Here is an 18,861-nt window from a genome sequence, read left to right on the forward strand (position 1 = left end):
ATGGAAGAATATTATAAGTTAGATAGAGTTCGTGAATTAGCAGATAATGACGAAGAATTTATCGAAACTTTAGCATTAACATTTTTAGAAGAAGTGCCAGAAGATGCAGCACTTTTAAAAATAGCTGTTGAAAATAAAGATTATAAAGCAGCATATCAATCTGCTCATAAAATGAAACCTACCATAGATTTATTTGAGCTAGGCATACTTTCAGATTTAATAGAAGTACAAGACTGGGGTAAGTTTGAGAAAATTGGAGAAGATATCTCTCAAAAGCTAGAGATCGTTTTAACGGCAGTTGAAAATGCTGTTAATGCGATAAAAGCCGATTTTAATATATAATGCAAGCCGAAATAATTACCATTGGTGATGAAATTCTTATTGGTCAGATCGTAGACTCTAATTCTGCATTTATTGGTAGAGAACTTAATAAAATTGGAGTTTCTGTTTACCAAATTACTTCTGTTCAGGACGATCAAACACATATTTTAAAAGCGCTTGAAGAAGCTGAAAATAATGTAGATATAATTATTGTAACAGGAGGACTAGGTCCAACCAAAGACGATATTACAAAAACGACATTAACCAAATATTTTGATGATACTTTAGTACAAAATGAAGTCGCATTAGAGAATATTAAATCTATTTGGAAACAATACAAAATACCACTTACCCAAGTTAATATAGACCAAGCACTAATACCCTCAAAAGCAGAAATGCTTTTAAATAAGTTTGGAAGTGCACCAGGTATATGGATTAATAAAAACGATAAAGTATTTATCTCGTTACCAGGAGTACCTTTTGAAATGAAGGCATTAATTACTGATGCGGTGATACCTAAATTAAGAGCAACTTATAAACTCCCTTTTATTTATCATAAAACCTTATTAGTTTATGGGATAGGAGAGAGTATGCTTGCAGAGAAAATCGCTAGTTGGGAAGATAATCTACCAAAATTTATAAAACTTGCCTATTTACCTAATTTGGGAAGCGTGCGTTTAAGATTATCTGCAAAAGGATTGAAAAAAGAAACAGTCTTAACAGAAATAGATGATCAATTAGAAAAACTAACGCCACTTTTAGAAGGCATATTTTTTAGTTTTGAAGAAAGCGAATCTGCTGAGGTTTTATTAGGGCAACAATTAACTCAACTTAAAAAAACAATAACCACTGCAGAAAGTTGTACAGGAGGCAAAATAGCAGAACGTATTACTGCAAATTCTGGTGCTTCTGCTTATTTTAAAGGAGGGCTAGTGACCTATGCAACACAATCTAAAATTGATGTGCTAAAAGTAGATGCCTCATTAATAGAAAAACATTCAGTAGTAAGTAAACAAGTGGCAGAAGCTATGGCTTTAAATGCGAAAGCATTGTTTAATACAGATTATGCTATTGCTACAACAGGAGAAGCAGGTCCAACAAAAGGAGATTCTAATGCAGAAGTAGGTACTGTTTTTATTGCATTAGCAACCCCAGAAAATGTTATCGTTAAAGAATTTAATTTAGGGCAGCCACGTTTTAAAGTTATTAATAAAGCAGTTAATAAAGCCTTTGAAATGTTGCAGAAAGAAATTTTAAAAAATTGACATATTTAATTTGCCAACTATTAAAGAATTTGTAAATTTGCACCTCGTTTAAAAATAACAACATTTTTTAAAGTTAGATATAATGTCAAGAGTTTGTGAACTTACAGGAAAAAAAGCGATGGTTGGTAACAACGTTTCGCATGCATTAAACAGAACTAAGCGTAAATTTAATGCAAACCTTATTAAAAAACGTTTCTACATTCCGGAAGAGGATAATTGGATAACTTTAAAAGTATCTACATCAGCATTAAAAACGATTAATAAAATTGGTATTTCTGCTGCGATTAAAGAAGCTAAATCTAAAGGATTTTTAAAATAAAAGCCTAATAGTTAAAGATAAGTACAATGGCAAAAAAAGGAAATAGAGTTCAAGTAATATTAGAATGTACAGAGCATAAAGCATCTGGACAACCAGGAACTTCTAGATATATTACAACTAAAAATAAAAAGAATACGCCAGACAGAATGGAGATTAAAAAATTTAATCCAATTCTTAAACGTATGACTGTTCATAAAGAAATTAAATAATTAGAAATTTTATAACCTATAAAGTTTAAAGTTTCAAATAACGCATAAGAATTATGGCAAAGAAATCAGTAGCATCATTACAAACAGGATCTAAAAGATTAACAAAAGCAATCAAGATGGTAAAATCACCAAAATCTGGAGCTTATATGTTTGTAGAATCGATAATGAGTCCAGACCAAGTAAACGACTTTCTTAATAAAAAATAGTCATACTTCGCACAAGATATTTAAAGCTGCTTTCTTATAGAGAGCAGCTTTTATTTTATATTTACGTCACATTTTTATGACAAATCTTCCGACTCATTAAATGGGCAAGAAAATTGTTATATAATTATGACGTTTTCAGGTTAATAAGCATGATGAAACTTTTTAAATTGAAGAGCGACAAAAGTTTAATAACACAATAAAACCAACGGCAACACAAATGAGTTTTTTTAAAAAGATATTCTCTTCAGAGAAAAAAGAAACACTAGATAAAGGTTTAGAAAAATCTAAATCCTCCTTTTTTTCGAAATTAAATAAAGCTGTAGCAGGTAAATCTAAAGTAGACGATGAAGTTTTAGATAACTTGGAAGAAGTTTTAGTTACAAGCGATGTAGGAGTAAATACAACACTTAAGGTAATAGATCGTATTGAAGATCGCGTTGCAAAAGATAAATATTTAGGAACTTCTGAACTTAATCAGATTTTACGAGAAGAGATTGCTGGACTTTTATCAGAAACTAATTCTGGTGAAGCTACAGAATTTTCAATCCCAAAAACAGGCACACCTCATGTTATTATGGTAGTGGGAGTTAATGGTGTTGGAAAAACAACTACTATTGGTAAATTAGCTTATCAGTTTAAAAAGCAAGGTTTAAATGTAGTCTTAGGCGCAGGAGATACCTTTAGAGCAGCTGCTATAGATCAATTACAAGTTTGGGCAGAACGTGTAGGAGTACCTATCGTTAAACAAGATATGGGAAGTGATCCAGCTTCGGTTGCTTTTGATGCTTTAGAATCTGGGGTGGCCCAAAATGCAGATGTTATTATTATAGATACAGCAGGGCGTCTTCATAATAAAGTAAATTTAATGAACGAGCTTACTAAAGTAAAGCGTGTGATGCAAAAAGTAATAGGTGATGCACCACATGATGTATTACTAGTGTTAGATGGTTCTACAGGGCAAAATGCTTTTGAGCAAGCAAAACAATTTACTGCAGCTACAGAAGTATCTTCATTAGCAGTTACTAAATTAGATGGAACAGCAAAAGGAGGTGTCGTAATAGGGATTAGTGATGAGTTTCAAATTCCAGTAAAATACATAGGTGTAGGTGAGGGTATAGAAGACCTTCAAGTATTTAATAAATATGAATTTGTAGATTCATTTTTCAAGTAAATTCTAACCTGAATAGATATTAAAAAGCTAGTTTATATTAATAAACTAGCTTTTTCTTTTAACAACAATATTTATTACTTTAGTCGGCTTAGTAATAAACCATATAATCCTTTTTAATTCAATCTAAAATGAAAAAACTAATTTTATTATTTCTTGTTGTATTTACAATTGTATCATGTAAAAAAGATACTAAACAAACTGAAGAAATACCAGAAGATGCTAAAATTGAAGCAAGTGATATTGAAGTTAAAGATTTTAGAGAATTTAAAGTATTAGATTCAAAATACATCACTTCAAGTGATGTCATGAAAACTGTTGAAAGTGACTTAAAAGGATTTACAGAAGAAGATTATAACCGTCTAAAAGGTTTAATTATAGACAAAGATATTCCAAGACTTCAAAATCATATTTTAACAGGAAGATTAACTTATGAAAACTTAACAAAATTCTATTTATACAGAATTAAAAAGTATGACAGAAATAATGAGTTATCATTAAACTCTATAATAGCTTTAAATCCAGATGCAATTAAAATAGCAAAGCAAAAAGATGCAGAACTTAAAGCATCTCCAAAAGAGATGAATCAATTAAAATATTCAGTTTTTGGGATGCCAATTTTATTAAAAGACAATATTAATACAGAGGGGATGATGACCACTGCTGGTGCTGCTGCTTTAGAAAATAATAATGTAGGAGACGCTTTTGTTGTAGAACGTTTAAAAGCTAATGGAGCTATTATTTTAGGGAAGGCTAATTTAAGTGAATGGGCTTATTTTTTCTGTGGTGATTGTCCAAGTGGTTATAGTGCCATAGGTGGACAAACGTTAAATCCATATGGGAGACGTATTTTTGATACAGGAGGTTCTAGCTCAGGAAGTGGTGTTTCTGCTACAGCTAATTTTGCTGTTGCGGCTATTGGTAGTGAAACAGCAGGTTCTATTTTGTCACCGGCAAGTAGTAACTCGGCAGTAGGCATAAAACCAACTATTGGTTTATTGAGTAGAGGAGGAGTTGTACCAATTTCTAGCACCTTAGATACTACTGGACCAATTACTAAAAATGTTATAGATAATGCGATCGTATTATCAGCGATGACCGGTAAAGATGCTAAAGACAGTGCATCGTTTACAAATCATGGAGACGGGTTTAATTATGCCAGCAATCTTGATCTAGATTTAAAAGGAAAACGTTTTGGAGCTATTAAAGGATTAATGACAGATACATTATATGTTAATGCAGTTAATAATTTAAAAGAGTTAGGTGCCGAAGTTATTGAAATAGAACAAGAACAAGTTGATCTTCCTGAATTTACAAGATTTCTAACTGCAGAGATGAAAATCGATCTACCTAGCTACTTTGAAAATTATGGAGATAAAAGCTTGAATCTTAAAAACGCAAAAGATGTGGTTACATTTAATAATCAGGATTCTTTAAAATCTGCACCTTATGGACAACGTTTATTTAAAGGTATTGTAGCAGAAACTGCAACAACTAAAGAGTTAGAAGCAATGAGAGATTTATTACGTACTAACGGACGTAAATTTTTTGATACACCAATGAATGCTCATAATTTAGATGGTGTATTATCTATTAATAATTTTCATGCTGGTTTTGCAGCAGTAGCTTTGTACCCTGCTATAACAGTACCTATGGGTTATAGAGATAATGGACAACCAAGAGGATTAACATTTATAGCTAAACCTAAAGAAGAGCTTAAATTATTGAGCTGGGCTAATGCATACGAACGCGCTTCAAAAATGAGAATTTCCCCAAAAAATTATAATTAAAACGTTAGATATAATAATTAAATCTTATTAAAAAATGCCATTTTAAGCTACCTTATAATGGCATTTTTTAGCTTTAAGATATATCCGTTATAAATAATTATACCAAACAAATTTAGGTTGTATCTTTGCAGCTCGATAAATTGAGGTATGCGAACAAAATCACTAAAAAAGAATAAGATTAACGTAGTAACACTAGGTTGTAGTAAAAATGTTTACGATAGTGAAGTGTTAATGGGACAGCTTAAAGCAAATAACAAAGAAGTTGTACATGAAGAAGAAGGTAATATTGTAGTGATAAATACTTGCGGATTTATTAATAATGCTAAAGAAGAAAGCGTTAATACCATTTTAGAATACGTTAAAAAGAAAGAAGAAGGAGATGTAGATAAAGTGTTTGTAACAGGATGTTTAAGCGAACGATATAAACCTGATTTGCAAAAAGAGATCCCAAATGTTGACCAATACTTTGGAACCACAGAGTTACCAGGTTTATTAAAAGTTTTAGGAGCAGACTATAAACACGAACTTATAGGAGAACGCTTAACAACAACTCCTAAAAACTACGCATATTTAAAAATCGCTGAAGGTTGTGATCGCCCATGTAGTTTTTGTGCTATTCCATTAATGCGAGGGAAACATAAATCGACCCCTATTGAAGAATTAGTAGTTGAAGCTGAAAAATTAGCGGCTAATGGAGTAAAAGAATTAATTCTGATAGCTCAGGATTTAACCTATTACGGATTAGATCTATACAAAAAACGAAACCTTGCCGAACTACTTGAAGCTTTAGTAAAAGTTGAAGGAATCGAATGGATTCGTTTACATTATGCGTTTCCGACAGGTTTCCCGATGGATGTGTTAGATGTTATGAATCGTGAACCTAAAATATGTAACTATTTAGATATTCCGCTACAGCATATTTCAGATTCTATATTAAAAAGTATGCGTCGTGGAACTACAAAGGAAAAAACTACTAAACTGCTTAAACAATTTAGAGCTACCGTTCCAGATATGACAATTAGAACGACTTTAATTGTTGGTTATCCAGGAGAAACAGAAGAAGATTATCAAACGCTTAAAAACTGGGTTCAAGATATGCGATTTGAACGTTTAGGGTGTTTTACCTATTCTCACGAAGAAAATACGCATGCATATAATTTAGAAGATGACGTGCCAAAAGAAGTGAAACAAGAACGTGCCAACGAGATTATGGAAATTCAATCTCAAATCTCTTGGGAACTTAATCAGCAAAAAATAGGGAAAGAGTTTAAAATAGTTATCGACCGTAAGGAAGGTGATTACTTTGTAGGGCGTACTGAATTTGATTCACCAGACGTAGATAATGAAGTTTTAATAAATGCTTCAGAAACTTACCTTAAAACGGGGGAATTTGCTAAAGTTAAAGTTACAGATGCATCAGATTTTGATTTGTATGCAGAAGTAATTTGATTAATCCTAAATATAGTTAACGAATCTTTGTTTACTTGCTATTTTTTATATAATTAAGGAGTAATTTAAAAATAACTACTGTAGAAGTTCCCATTAAGAGTAGTACGATACTGTTTTTGCTTTGGAAAAGGGTTTCTGTAAATAAATCAGTTACAACTAGAGCCAATAAGGTAATCCCAATAAACCATAACGAAATAAATACAATTAATTGTTTTCTTGAAGGATTGTTGATCCAGATGTTTTTTATTTCTTTCATAGCTTTAATAAAACTTTAATGCAACAGTAAGACGATTTTATATAATATTGTTACATTATTTTATAAAAATTCACAACGTTTTTTTAAACCACTCTATTATTTCATTATTCAGATTTTGATTAGCTTTTAAGATATGAGCGCCGTGCTGATTTCCTTCAGCAATAACTATTTTTCGTTCCCTAGAAGTTTTTGCATATAATTCTTCAGCCCATTTTTTGCGTAACCCACCTTGCTCATTTTTTGAAGCAATATGAAATGCATTTTTTAGTTTAATAGGTGCTTTATTACCACTTAAATTTTGTGCAGCAGAAGTTTTTGAAGATAGAGAAACTATAGATTTTACTCCATATTTGGAATCGGAAGCAGCTACACAAGCTAAATTAGCGCCTACTGAAGCTCCCATAATTCCAATACGTTTGGTATTAATACGCTTATCATTATGTAAAAAGTTAATTGCAGCTTGTAAATCTAATGGTGCTCTATTGGGGTTATTAAATAAGTCAAAAATGTCTCCTTTGTCTTTTGATGATTTACCATGTTGTCTGATATCATAAGCTAATATTGCGTATCCTTCTTTTATGAGTCTATCGGTTATAGATAAACCTAACCATTCTTGTTTTGAAGAACCACCTTGATGAATTAGTATAATAGCAGGGTAATTTTCAACTTTAGTTTGCGGTATTAAATAAGTAGCACTTATAGTTTGATTATCTTTTGTGTTAAAGTTTATTTCTGAAGTATTATTAACTTGTGCACCTAAGGCAATTAAAAATGTAATTGATAATATAAATGCAAGTGATATTTTACGAGTCATAAATTTATAATATTGAAAGTTATGTTTAAGTTTAAAATATAATTTCCAATATTAACGTAATAGATAATAATTCACTGTTAATTAAAGTTAAAGAGTGTTAATTGCTAGAAAATTGTTTTTCACAAAAGATCTTCCAAAATATATATTCCCCATTTGGCAGTTCGGGATTTTCTATCTTTCCTTCCCAATTAAAACCTTGATGAGTTATATTATAAAACGTAAGAACACTAGTAGCAGATTTCCCATTAGGTGTTTTAGTTTCTCGTTTTAAAACTATGTTTTCATCTTCTTTACGACCAGTCCATGTACTGGGTATAGCACTTAAATTAGGTGTGAAATAGCTCACGTACCACTGCTTATTTGTTTTGTCGTAAGAACGAATACTCGTAAAATATGAAGGATTATCTTTATTGCCAAACCACCCTTCATCCTGAACACCATTACCATTCATAATATACTTCCATCTCCATTTTAAAGATAAAGTATCTGCCCATTTTCCATCAGCTTGTCGAGAAACACTTTTGCAGTCACAAACACCAATTAGTTTGTCAAAATCATTAGTAGGAGCAATTTTACTTGTACTTAATCTACCATAAGGAAGGTTTTTTGAAGGTTCATCTTTAAACCAAGATTTTGGAAACGACTCGCTTTGCGAATATGTAAATAAGCTGCTTAATAAGAACATGATAAAATAATGATTTACTTTCATAATAACTGTTTGTTTAAGATTGTAAACTCAAAACAAAAGTATTTTTAGATTAAAGCTGTTAACTTTTAGAAGCAAGCTTTATTTTTTTGAAATTATTATGAATGAGCAGAAATAAAATCTGTAGGAGCACATTGTTCAAACTTTTTAAAAGCTTTATAAAAAGACACTCTATTGTTAAACCCAACCGAATAAGCAATCTGGTTAATATTTAAATCTTTATTTTTTTGAAGTAATAATGTTTTAGCATCATTAATACGATATTGATTAATATAATCGAAAAACGATAAGTGAAAATGTTCATTAATAACTTGAGACATGTGATGTCTAGGCAGATTAAGATGTTTTGCCAAACTGATTAATTTTAAATCGTTTTCTAAATATGGCTTTTCTTCAATCATTAACAACGCAAGTTGTTCTTTAAGTTCTAAAGACCTTGAATGTGGTAAGCCAGTTTTTTGATATTTAATAAATGGCAATACCTTTTGCATTGGAAGCCCATTAAAAACATCAGGCTGCATAACCCCGAAATAAGTTACAAATCCAATAAAAAAGATAATGATATAACCAATAAAATAATCATTCTGTGTAGTGATTAAATCAAGAGATAATAAAATAAAATAAGAGACGAAAGCTATCCAATAACCAAAAAATGACCCTATAAAAACCTTTAACCAAATCTTTTTATTAGTATTTAATATTGTATTGTTCTTTTTGAAAAGTAAAATTGTAGCAATACCATAAATAAGTAATTGTATAACAATTATCCAACTCAAGTATTTAGGAGTATAACCAAAATCTGACCAACTGCCATTAGTAACAACTGATAGTTTATTATCTGCATTTAAAATATATAATGGCCATCTGCCTATAAGTATAAATAGAAAAGGAATGAAATGTAAAGCATTAATGTATGTTAATGATTTTCCTTTTATAACACGCCTTATATATAAATAAAATAATGGACCATAAGACACCCAAGGAAAATAAACTGTATAAAATAAGTGAATATAAGTTTTGGTATACATTAACTCAGACCAATAAAAACAGTTAGAAATAATATTATACGAAAACAATAATAAATAAACACCAAGCAGTTTGTTTGCGATGTTATCACCTTTCTTTTTTATAAAGAAAAAACCAGACATCAGTAGCCCTAAAAAGGAAAAGAATAAGAAGATGATTTCAAAAAAGTTCATAGCTAAATTTAAGAATACAAATTTAAAAGATATCCTTTTTTAGATGTAAACCTTTGTAAGCAAAACAAATTAAGCTTGAAAAAAATACGATTTATTGTAGAATTTTATTTTTAAAATAATAACCCTTCTCCTGAAGTTATATTTGTTTAGTCGTTGATTAATTCTACTAATTTTTTTAAAGGTTTAGGTGTAACTCCATATTCAAAACTTACACGATAAGATTTTGTTTTCGTTTTTATATCTACCCAACTTTCTCCACCGTCAGCACAATCTGGGCATCCTAAACGATTATCTAAGGCATAAAAATCAGAAAGATTAATTGAGTTCGTTAGTGATTCCCATTTGGTGTATTCTATTTTTTTTAATTCTGTTGCTGTTGGATTATTTATGGTATCTCTCCAAGCTTTTTTAATATTAATCTCTGATTTTTTATTATAAATAACTTCCGAATAGCAATACCCTTCACACATTCCAAATTGAGAACCGTAGCGTATTTCTGTAATTGTAATATCAGGTTGCTTATTACAAGACTGTAACAGAAAAAATAGTATAATAAAATGATTTAAAAATATAGTCTTCATGATTAGAATCCATCATATTTTTAATAAATAATATTAGATCTAGAATTGAAAAAAATAATGACTCCGATGAAATATGTTTGTTATTAAACTACAACTCAAACGCATTACTATTTACAAAGAAGATCGCATTTACTAAAAATAACTTACTATTTTGCCAAAAACCTCTAAATACAGGATCTTCTACCATATAAACTAGACTACCTGATCCCATACGCTCCTCTCCATAAACTAATGAGTTACTTAACTTTTTTATAGCTTCACTACCAGCAAATCCAGACATGCGAGTTGGTGTTTCACCTATATGTGCGACATTAAAACCTCTGTCCATTAAGCTATATGATGTGCCACCTTGCTTTAAAGAAAAATAAGTGTCAGAATATCCAAACCCTAGCGGATGAGTATGATCTACTTTTGTTTTAAATATAGCACCAGTAATTAAGTTTCTTGCACCTTCACGTTCACGATCTGCATAAGCAATAAGCTTATTAGGTTCTTTATCTTCAGATTCATTATATTTTAAATTAAATCCTTTTTTTCCTGCAAAAGCATTAAGCGCACGATCAATAGCAATTACTTTTCCACCTTTACGAATCCAGGTTTGTAACTCTTTCATAGCATCTTCATCTAAGATGTTATTATAGAAACCACTTGGCATGATTAGTATATTATATTTAGAAAGCTCTACAAAATTTAAATGCTCTGTATTTATAGAAGTTACAGGATAATGTAATTGTTGTTCAAAGAAATGCCATAATGCTCCGTAATTTAATGATGAGGTTCCATCTCCAGATAAAATGGCTATTTTTTGTTTATTCACTAATTTTATATCAGGTGACCCTAAATCTGGCCCGCTTTTAGAAAATCCAGTCGAAACTATATTTAATTCACGATTAAATTTGTTTGCTTTTTTTAATAGAATATCATCAAGATTGCTTATTTTTTTATTATCACCACGTACAATAATTAAAGATCCTCTGTTAAAAGTTTTTCCAGCAGTATTTAATGGTTTTTCTGTAAAACGTACTTTAATATTTTGTTTTAATAAATCTGCCAGAAATTCTGCATCTTTTAAACTATTCCATTTTACAATATAAGCTGTAGCATTTGTATTTTTAGAATTTGAAATAGTTTTTGATGTTGATGTATTTGACGTAATTAATTTTGTGCTTGCAATAGCATTTAAACCATAAGCATAAGGAATACTCCAAGCAGTAATGTCATAAGTTAAAGAATCGCTAAGCTTTGCATCTGGCTCAAATAATACTTTAATCATTTTTCCTTTTGGTTGATTTGTGCTTACTATCAGATCGTTAGATGTAGTGGTTATACTTCCTTGAGTATTTGTTGCATAACTTAACCCTGTTACTTTACCATTTGAAGGACTACCATAAATAATTTCATGTTGATCTAATAAATTTTTAAGACTTTCAATATTATCTGCATTCCCCTGTAATACATAACTTTTATATTTTAATGATGAATTATTAAAAAACTTCTTGAACTCAGCATTTAATTGTACGGCATTTTTTGAAGAAATTTCAACAGTAGATAAACCTGTAGTTGTATGATGTGTTAAGCGATCAACTAATGTTAAAACATCTCCTTCGTCATTTAAAACACCAAGACCTCCACGACCATGACCTCCTTGCTCATATGTCATCCCAATAGCTCCCATGTAAGTTGGGTAAGTATCTCCATAACTAGGATAGAATAAATCAAAACGTTCGCGAGTAAAATAAAGCCATCCATTTGAGTCAAAATATTTAGCATGATTTTGCCCTATTTGTGTTTGAAAATCACGTTGCCAATCACTAATTACTTCATGAAAAGGTTCCGCAGCTGGTGCAAAATAATAAGGTTCATTAATTCCTTGTTCATGAAAATCGACATGAATATGTGGCATCCATTTATTATATATTTTTAATCGAGAAGCAGATTCTGTTTGTGTCGCCCAAGCCCAATCACGATTTAAATCGAACAAATAATGATTAGGTCTTCCTCCAGGCCAAGGCTCATTATGTTCACTTGCTTGTTGATCAATATCATAAGGCATACTTGCGGTTTCGTTAAACCAGTTAGCATAACGATCACGTCCGTCTGGATTAATACATGGGTCAATAATTACAACAGTATTTTTCAGCCATTCTTGCTTTTCTGTAAGTAAAGTATAAATCGTTTTCATAGCTGCTTCTGTACTCGATGCTTCGTTTCCGTGAACATTATAACTCAGCCAAACAATAGCTATATCTGTTGCAGAAGGTTCACCATCTATAATACCAGCATTTTTTAAATTGTTCTCACGTATAGTTTCTAAGTTTTTTAAGTTTTCTTCAGAAGAGATATAGGCGACATATAATGGACGGCGTTCGTAAGTTTTACCATATTGCTCTAATTTTACTTGGTTAGAAACAGTATTTGCAACATGCTTAAAATAATCGACAACTTGATGATGCCTAGAAAACTGTGTGCCCAACTCATAACCTAAAAAATCACTAGGAGATTGTAATTGCTGAGCATTAATTATTGAAAACGAACTAAGTGTGAATAATAAAACGTAAAAAAGCTTATGCATTGTTTTTATTTTGATTAAAAAGTGTGAGTAAATATATGAAGCAGAAATGAGGTTTGATAAAGATAATCTTTATTTTTTCTTAATCATTTAAAATTAAAGTTATAGAAGTTGTTGGCTTATTTTTGAAATTAAAAAGGGAAATGACATTATCGAATTAACTAAAATTTAGTAATTATAAGGGTAAAGAGCAGTATATTTACGCGATATTTTTCAATACTAATTATCTATGCCAACAGAATGTTTATCATTTAGAGATACTAATTATTTCTCATCTTTAATTTGTGATTATTTAGATGAAAAACCAGAATTAAAAACATTCTATAATAGATTTCCAAAGCTTGAGAATTTTAAAGCACAAATTATTGAAAAACAAGATAGTTTCCCAAATACATCAAGAGTTGTTTTGGAAAATGTATTGAAGCAACAGTATGCCTCAATTAATACTTCACTTGCAACTCAAAAACATATTGAAAGCTTAAGAGAGTCAAACACATTTACGATTACTACAGGGCATCAGTTAAACCTTTTTACGGGACCACTTTATTTTTTATATAAAATTATTTCTGCTATTAATTTAGCTAAAGAGCTAAAAGTAGAATATCCTGAATATAACTTTGTACCTGTATATTGGATGGCATCTGAAGATCATGACTTTGATGAGATTAATTTCTTTAATTTTAAAGGAAAAAAAATACAGTGGCAAAGAGAAGCTAGTGGAGCTGTTGGGGAGTTAAAAACTGAAGGCCTAGATGAGGTTTTTAAAATGTTTTCTTCAGAACTAGGGCAAGGCAAGAATGCAGATTTTTTAAAAAACTTATTTGAAGAAGGATATCTGAAACATGATAACTTAACAGATGCAACACGTTACATAGCAAATACTCTTTTTGGAGAACAAGGATTGGTTATTGTTGATGCTAATAACTCAGAATTAAAGCGTTTATTTATTCCCTTTATAGAAGAAGATTTAGTAAAAAACACATCTTATAAAGAGGTGTCTCAAACTTGTGAATCGTTAAAAGAGCTAGGTCATAAAATACAGGTAAACCCGAGAGAGATTAATTTATTTTATCTCATTAATGGATTACGAGAACGTATTGTTGAAACAAATGAAGGATATCAGGTTAATGAAACAAGTATTACTTGGAGTAAAACAGATTTATTAGCTGAAGTTAATGAATTCCCAGAACGATTTTCTCCTAATGTAATTATGCGTCCTTTATATCAGGAAGTAATATTACCTAACCTGTGTTATATAGGTGGAGGTGGTGAATTAGCGTATTGGTTTGAATTTAAAACCTTTTTTGAAACTGTGAATGTGCCTTTTCCAATGTTGCTATTGCGCAATTCGACACTTGTGAAAACAGCAAAACAAACCGAAAAACAGAAAAAATTAAACCTGTCATTAAAAGATTTGTTTTTAAACCAGCAAGTATTAGTAAACCAGCAAGTAAAAAACTTATCTGAAATAGATATTGATTTCACAGACCAAAGAGCATTTTTGAAATCACAGTTTGAAAATTTATATACGTTAGCCGATCAAACAGATAAATCGTTTTTAGGAGCAGTAGCTGCGCAAGAAAAAAAACAACTAAAAGGGTTGAATAACCTTGAAAAACGCTTATTAAAAGCTCAAAAACGTAAATTAAGCGAACAAGTTACACGAATAAAAGAACTACAAAACGAATTGTTTCCTGGGCAAAGTTTGCAAGAGCGTAACCTTAATTTTTCAGAATTGTATTTAGAGTTCGGAAATGATCTAATTTTTAAATTGATAACGGAATTAAAACCTTTGTCAAAAGAGTTTTTAGTTATAGGAATTTAAAAGCTAAGCTCTAAATTTAGCATCTCATCATTTTTCAACGCTTTCCACTTTATAACAAGACCTTGGTACACATTTCTAATCTTTGTAAGCGTTTCAGAATTAAGATTATTAGGAAATGGTAAATTATTATCACTTAATATCTGCTTTAAATCTTCAATAAAATTGTGATTGTTTCCTGAGTTTAAAAATTCTACTTCTAAAAGATTTACAATATGTTCGGTGACTAAAGATTCAGGGGTAATAAGATTTGGACGCTGTTCTTTTGGTAATTCAAAATCATTAATATTAAAACCTTTGTTGATAATACCATAAAAGGCAGATGTAAATTTTAAAACCTTTTCAACCGCATAATGTGCTAAATCATGAGTTTCCATCCCTATGTGTAATTTAGACCAAGTGCTACTACCATCAGAACGAATAATAGTTAAAATACTTGGTTTAGAGAACGATTTTTTAATAGATATTTTGAGAATCATAGTGCTTGAAAAATATTTAATAATATAGTAAATTATAAATATAAAAAGGTTGTGAGAATACCTTTAATGGATTAATTTTGCATATGCAAAACAACAACGTATTAATCTTAGATTTTGGTTCGCAATACACACAACTTATAGCTCGTAGAGTTCGAGAACTCAACATTTATTGCGAAATTCATCCTTATAACAAAATTCCATCTAACCTAGATAATTTTAAAGCTGTAATCCTATCTGGAAGCCCATTTTCTGTAAGAGGCGATGATGCATTACATCCAAACCTTTCAGAAATTCGAGCTAAAAAACCATTGTTAGCTGTCTGTTATGGAGCACAATATTTAGCACATTTTTCTGGCGGAGAAGTAGCACCTTCAAATACAAGAGAATATGGTCGTGCTAATTTATCGTTTATAGAAGAAAACGAACCGTTTTTTCAAAATATTTCAGTAGGCAGTCAGGTATGGATGAGTCATAGTGATACTATAAAAGCATTGCCAACAAATGCAAAATTATTAGCTAGTACACACGATGTGCTTAATGCCGCATTTAAAATTGAAGGAGAACAAACTTATGCTATTCAATTTCATCCAGAAGTATATCATTCTACAGATGGAAAACAAATATTGGAAAATTTTTTAGTAAATATTGCAAGTGTAGCCCAAGATTGGACTCCAGATTCTTTTGTTGAAGAAACGGTAGCTAACTTAAAATCACAAATAGGAGATGATAAAGTTGTATTAGGATTATCTGGAGGAGTTGATTCTAGTGTGGCAGCTGTATTATTACATAAAGCTATTGGTAAGAACTTATATTGTGTATTTGTAAATAATGGTTTGTTACGTAAGGATGAGTTTACAAGTGTGCTTAAACAGTATGAAGGAATGGGGCTTAATGTAAAAGGTGTTGATGCTTCGGCACGCTTTTTGGATGCTTTAGCTGGACAGAGCGACCCAGAGCAAAAACGAAAAACAATAGGACGAGTATTTATTGAAGTTTTTGATGATGAAGCACATTTAATAGAAGATGTAAAGTGGTTAGCTCAAGGTACTATTTATCCAGATGTGATTGAGAGTGTATCTGCTACAGGTGGACCTAGTGCAACAATTAAGAGTCATCATAATGTAGGAGGCTTACCAGACTTTATGAAATTAAAAGTTGTCGAGCCACTTAAAGCTTTATTTAAAGATGAAGTACGACGTGTAGGAGCTACTTTAGGGATCGATAAAGAATTACTAGGACGTCATCCTTTTCCAGGCCCAGGACTAGCAATTCGAATACTCGGAGATCTAACTGCAGAAAAAGTACGTATATTACAAGAGGTGGATGCCATTTTTATAAATGGATTACGTGAATGGAAATTATATGATAAAGTATGGCAAGCTGGTGCGATATTATTACCCGTTAATAGTGTTGGTGTTATGGGAGATGAGCGAACTTACGAAAAAGTAGTCGCTTTAAGAGCTGTAGAAAGTACAGATGGTATGACTGCCGATTGGGTAAACTTACCATATGAGTTTTTACAAAAAACCTCAAATGATATAATAAACAAAGTAAAAGGCGTTAATAGAGTAGTGTATGATATTAGTTCCAAACCACCAGCAACAATTGAGTGGGAATAATTAATATTAAAAAAGCATACTCACATTAAATATGTGATTAGGCTTTAGCAACATGTTTTCTGTTATTCTTAATAAAATTTGGAATTCAAAAAACGTTAGTACAATTGCTCGATCTTTAATGCAAAAAACAAAAATATTAGCAGATGAAAAACGTTTTAACCTGCCTTAGTTTTATACTCTTTTTTGGTTATATAGCCTTAGCGCAAGATTATAAAACACATAAAGTAAAGCAAGGAGAAAGTATTGAAAGTATTGCGAAAACTTACAAGGTAACCCCTTTCGATATTATTGCATTAAACCCTGATGCAAAAACTAATCTTGAACCTAATATTGTGTTAGTTATTCCAAAATCTAAAGTATTAGAAACACCTATAGAAACAGAAATTAAAAAATTACTCAATTATGTTACGCATAAAGTAAAGCGTAAAGAAACTTTATTTAGCATCTCTCAAAAGTATAATATTGAGATTGAAGATATTAAAAAACACAATAAGAGACTATACTCAGAAGGATTAAAAAAAGGAGATCGTATTCAAATTCCAAAATTTGGAATTGTGAAATCGACAACGAATTTAGGAAATACTTTAAAAAAATATAAAGTACAGCAAAGTGAAGGTAAATGGAGGGTAGCATATAAATTTGGAATATCTGTTCCAGAATTAGAAAAGTTAAATCCTAAAATAATAGGCGAAGAGTTACAATTTGATCAGGAAGTAATTGTTCCTAATATTGCAGATAATGAAGAACTTGAAGTAGATGAAGAATATGGGTATTATACTGTATTACCTAAAGAAGGATTTTTAGCGTTATATCGAAAAACAGGACTGCAGCAAGATGAATTAGAAACGCTAAATCCAATTTTAAAAGAAGGAGGCTTAAAAGTAGGAATGATTTTAAAGGTTCCGAAATCAGTAGAAGCACTTGTTGGTGGTGACTATAAAAAATTCTCACTAATAGATAATATCATAAATTATGATACTAAACGATTAGCAGTAATGCTTCCATTTCGTTTACATAGGCTAGACATGGATTCTATTAGTAATATAAAAGAGCAATTAAATAGAGACGGAGGAATTTTAAATATTTCATTAGATTTTCATACAGGAGTGCTTGTAGCTCTAGATTCTGCAAAACAATTAGGGATATCAACAAAATTGGATGTTTACGATACAAGAGCTCGAATAGGAGATGTTACACGTATTATAAACGACAATAATTTTTCTAATTATGACGCTGTTATCGGCCCATTGATTGCTGATAATTTTGAGCGTGCAGCTTCAATGCTACAATCAGAAAAAGTACCTATAATCTCTACAGTAAAAACATTAAAAAACGTTTACAGGAATGTGTTTCAAACACAACCTGAGGAAGCATTATTAAGAAATGTGATAGCTAATTATGTAGAAAAAGATACATTGGTAAAAAACATTATTATTATATCAGATTCAAAAAGTAAAGCTAAAAGCGATATATTAAAACAGCGTTTCCCAAGAGCTAAGCAAATTTTTTCAAGAAAAGATAAAGAAGATAAAGAAGCTTATTTTATTCTTCCTAAAGATATAGAAGAAGAGTTTAAACCAGGAATGAATGTTGTGTTTTTAGAAACTGAAAATAGTGGTTACGTGTCAAGTATTTCGAGTATGCTAAGCTCTTTTATAGATGAAGAACTTGGAGTTGAGGTTGTATTAATGACCACAAATAAAAATAGAGCTTTTGAAGGGAATGAAATTTCTAATAATGATCTATCTAAATTAAAATTTCAATACCCATCAGCAGAAAAACCATATGATCCAGATGTTGAAAATGCATTTGTAACTAAATATATTAATACATTTGGAACATCGCCAAATAGATATGCAGCTCGTGGTTTTGATATTACAATGGATATTTTATTGCGTTTGGCATCTACAGAAAATTCATTGTATGATGCAGTTGATCAAGAAATGGAAACAGAATATATAGAAAATAAATTTAGATATTCTAAAACAACATTTGGAGGGTTTTATAATCAAGCAACTTATATTATAAAATACGAAGATTTAAAAATTGTAGAAGTCAAATGATAATTTTCAAAAATTGATTCTACAAC

The 18,861-nt window shown here is 30.6% G+C and carries 18 protein-coding genes; 11 read left to right on the forward strand and 7 right to left on the reverse strand.

The genetic code is table 11. The annotated features are described in order from the left end of the window. The 8 genes from D1817_06195 (at position 1) to rimO (ending at position 6,727) form a co-directional block, all read left to right on the forward strand. Complete coding sequence (locus D1817_06195) at positions 1-342, forward strand: Hpt domain-containing protein (GenBank protein ID AXT19472.1); 342 nt, start codon at positions 1-3, stop codon at positions 340-342. Continuing rightward, positions 342-1,586 (forward strand): competence/damage-inducible protein A, encoded by a 1,245-nt coding sequence (locus tag D1817_06200; protein ID AXT19473.1) that lies wholly within the window; start codon positions 342-344, stop codon positions 1,584-1,586. Before D1817_06195 ends, D1817_06200 begins: the two co-directional genes overlap by 1 nt. Positions 1,587-1,668: 82 nt before the next feature. Continuing rightward, complete coding sequence (locus D1817_06205; protein ID AXT19474.1) at positions 1,669-1,905, forward strand: 50S ribosomal protein L28; 237 nt, start codon at positions 1,669-1,671, stop codon at positions 1,903-1,905. A gap of 26 nt (positions 1,906-1,931) precedes the next feature. Further along, positions 1,932-2,114 (forward strand): 50S ribosomal protein L33, encoded by a 183-nt coding sequence (gene rpmG, locus D1817_06210; GenBank protein ID AXT19475.1) that lies wholly within the window; start codon positions 1,932-1,934, stop codon positions 2,112-2,114. A 53-nt stretch (positions 2,115-2,167) separates the two neighbouring features. Further along, positions 2,168-2,320, forward strand: coding sequence for a DUF4295 domain-containing protein (locus tag D1817_06215; GenBank protein AXT19476.1), 153 nt, complete (start codon positions 2,168-2,170; stop codon positions 2,318-2,320). 217 nt (positions 2,321-2,537) lie between these two features. Continuing rightward, positions 2,538-3,491 (forward strand): signal recognition particle-docking protein FtsY, encoded by a 954-nt coding sequence (gene ftsY / locus D1817_06220; protein AXT19477.1) that lies wholly within the window; start codon positions 2,538-2,540, stop codon positions 3,489-3,491. A gap of 128 nt (positions 3,492-3,619) precedes the next feature. After that, positions 3,620-5,278, forward strand: a complete 1,659-nt coding sequence (locus D1817_06225) for an amidase (protein AXT19478.1) — start codon at positions 3,620-3,622, stop codon at positions 5,276-5,278. 147 nt (positions 5,279-5,425) lie between these two features. Continuing rightward, the gene (rimO, locus tag D1817_06230; protein ID AXT19479.1) at positions 5,426-6,727 is read left to right on the forward strand and encodes a 30S ribosomal protein S12 methylthiotransferase RimO; all 1,302 of its coding nucleotides are present in this window, start codon (positions 5,426-5,428) and stop codon (positions 6,725-6,727) included. A 31-nt stretch (positions 6,728-6,758) separates the two neighbouring features. On the opposite strand, the gene D1817_06235 is transcribed toward rimO, so the two are convergent. The 6 genes from D1817_06235 to D1817_06260 form a co-directional block, all read right to left on the reverse strand. After that, the gene (locus D1817_06235; protein ID AXT19480.1) at positions 6,759-6,983 is read right to left on the reverse strand and encodes a hypothetical protein; all 225 of its coding nucleotides are present in this window, start codon (positions 6,981-6,983) and stop codon (positions 6,759-6,761) included. A gap of 70 nt (positions 6,984-7,053) precedes the next feature. Next, positions 7,054-7,797, reverse strand: a complete 744-nt coding sequence (locus D1817_06240; protein ID AXT19481.1) for an alpha/beta fold hydrolase — start codon at positions 7,795-7,797, stop codon at positions 7,054-7,056. A 97-nt stretch (positions 7,798-7,894) separates the two neighbouring features. Further along, positions 7,895-8,506, reverse strand: a complete 612-nt coding sequence (locus tag D1817_06245; GenBank protein AXT19482.1) for a hypothetical protein — start codon at positions 8,504-8,506, stop codon at positions 7,895-7,897. A gap of 95 nt (positions 8,507-8,601) precedes the next feature. Then, positions 8,602-9,702 carry an AraC family transcriptional regulator gene (locus D1817_06250; protein ID AXT19483.1) on the reverse strand — a complete coding sequence of 367 codons (1,101 nt, stop codon included), beginning with the start codon at positions 9,700-9,702 and terminating at the stop codon, positions 8,602-8,604. A gap of 146 nt (positions 9,703-9,848) precedes the next feature. After that, entirely contained in the window at positions 9,849-10,283 is a 435-nt protein-coding gene (locus D1817_06255; GenBank protein ID AXT19484.1) for a hypothetical protein, read from the reverse strand. A gap of 88 nt (positions 10,284-10,371) precedes the next feature. Then, a complete protein-coding gene (locus D1817_06260; protein ID AXT19485.1) occupies positions 10,372-12,855 on the reverse strand; it encodes a zinc carboxypeptidase in 2,484 nt (827 codons plus the stop codon). A 226-nt stretch (positions 12,856-13,081) separates the two neighbouring features. Here D1817_06260 and bshC point away from each other — a divergent pair, with 226 nt between their 5' ends. Further along, entirely contained in the window at positions 13,082-14,677 is a 1,596-nt protein-coding gene (gene bshC / locus D1817_06265; GenBank protein ID AXT19486.1) for a bacillithiol biosynthesis cysteine-adding enzyme BshC, read from the forward strand. Here bshC and D1817_06270 read toward each other — a convergent pair. Next, a complete protein-coding gene (locus tag D1817_06270) occupies positions 14,674-15,153 on the reverse strand; it encodes a hypothetical protein (GenBank protein ID AXT19487.1) in 480 nt (159 codons plus the stop codon). The genes bshC and D1817_06270 overlap by 4 nt on opposite strands. Before the next feature lie 83 nt (positions 15,154-15,236). Between D1817_06270 and D1817_06275 the strand changes: the two genes are divergently transcribed. Beyond that, the gene (locus D1817_06275; protein AXT19488.1) at positions 15,237-16,772 is read left to right on the forward strand and encodes a glutamine-hydrolyzing GMP synthase; all 1,536 of its coding nucleotides are present in this window, start codon (positions 15,237-15,239) and stop codon (positions 16,770-16,772) included. Positions 16,773-16,915: 143 nt separating this feature from the next. After that, positions 16,916-18,835 (forward strand): LysM peptidoglycan-binding domain-containing protein, encoded by a 1,920-nt coding sequence (locus tag D1817_06280; protein AXT19489.1) that lies wholly within the window; start codon positions 16,916-16,918, stop codon positions 18,833-18,835. The last annotated feature ends 26 nt before the right edge of the window (positions 18,836-18,861 follow it).

Source organism: Flavobacteriaceae bacterium, assembly GCA_003443635.1.
GTDB lineage: Bacteria > Bacteroidota > Bacteroidia > Flavobacteriales > Flavobacteriaceae > AU392.

Excerpts from the sequence above, each read along its gene's own strand:
- D1817_06195 (AXT19472.1), top strand. The coding sequence starts at position 1 with ATGGAAGAATATTATAAGTTAGATAGAGTTCGTGAATTAGCAGATAAT.
- D1817_06200 (AXT19473.1), top strand. The coding sequence starts at position 342 with ATGCAAGCCGAAATAATTACCATTGGTGATGAAATTCTTATTGGTCAG.
- D1817_06205 (AXT19474.1), top strand. The coding sequence starts at position 1,669 with ATGTCAAGAGTTTGTGAACTTACAGGAAAAAAAGCGATGGTTGGTAAC.
- rpmG (AXT19475.1), top strand. The coding sequence starts at position 1,932 with ATGGCAAAAAAAGGAAATAGAGTTCAAGTAATATTAGAATGTACAGAG.
- D1817_06215 (AXT19476.1), top strand. The coding sequence starts at position 2,168 with ATGGCAAAGAAATCAGTAGCATCATTACAAACAGGATCTAAAAGATTA.
- ftsY (AXT19477.1), top strand. The coding sequence starts at position 2,538 with ATGAGTTTTTTTAAAAAGATATTCTCTTCAGAGAAAAAAGAAACACTA.
- D1817_06225 (AXT19478.1), top strand. The coding sequence starts at position 3,620 with ATGAAAAAACTAATTTTATTATTTCTTGTTGTATTTACAATTGTATCA.
- rimO (AXT19479.1), top strand. The coding sequence starts at position 5,426 with ATGCGAACAAAATCACTAAAAAAGAATAAGATTAACGTAGTAACACTA.
- D1817_06235 (AXT19480.1), bottom strand. The coding sequence starts at position 6,983 with ATGAAAGAAATAAAAAACATCTGGATCAACAATCCTTCAAGAAAACAA.
- D1817_06240 (AXT19481.1), bottom strand. The coding sequence starts at position 7,797 with ATGACTCGTAAAATATCACTTGCATTTATATTATCAATTACATTTTTA.
- D1817_06245 (AXT19482.1), bottom strand. The coding sequence starts at position 8,506 with ATGAAAGTAAATCATTATTTTATCATGTTCTTATTAAGCAGCTTATTT.
- D1817_06250 (AXT19483.1), bottom strand. The coding sequence starts at position 9,702 with ATGAACTTTTTTGAAATCATCTTCTTATTCTTTTCCTTTTTAGGGCTA.
- D1817_06255 (AXT19484.1), bottom strand. The coding sequence starts at position 10,283 with ATGAAGACTATATTTTTAAATCATTTTATTATACTATTTTTTCTGTTA.
- D1817_06260 (AXT19485.1), bottom strand. The coding sequence starts at position 12,855 with ATGCATAAGCTTTTTTACGTTTTATTATTCACACTTAGTTCGTTTTCA.
- bshC (AXT19486.1), top strand. The coding sequence starts at position 13,082 with ATGCCAACAGAATGTTTATCATTTAGAGATACTAATTATTTCTCATCT.
- D1817_06270 (AXT19487.1), bottom strand. The coding sequence starts at position 15,153 with ATGATTCTCAAAATATCTATTAAAAAATCGTTCTCTAAACCAAGTATT.
- D1817_06275 (AXT19488.1), top strand. The coding sequence starts at position 15,237 with ATGCAAAACAACAACGTATTAATCTTAGATTTTGGTTCGCAATACACA.
- D1817_06280 (AXT19489.1), top strand. The coding sequence starts at position 16,916 with ATGAAAAACGTTTTAACCTGCCTTAGTTTTATACTCTTTTTTGGTTAT.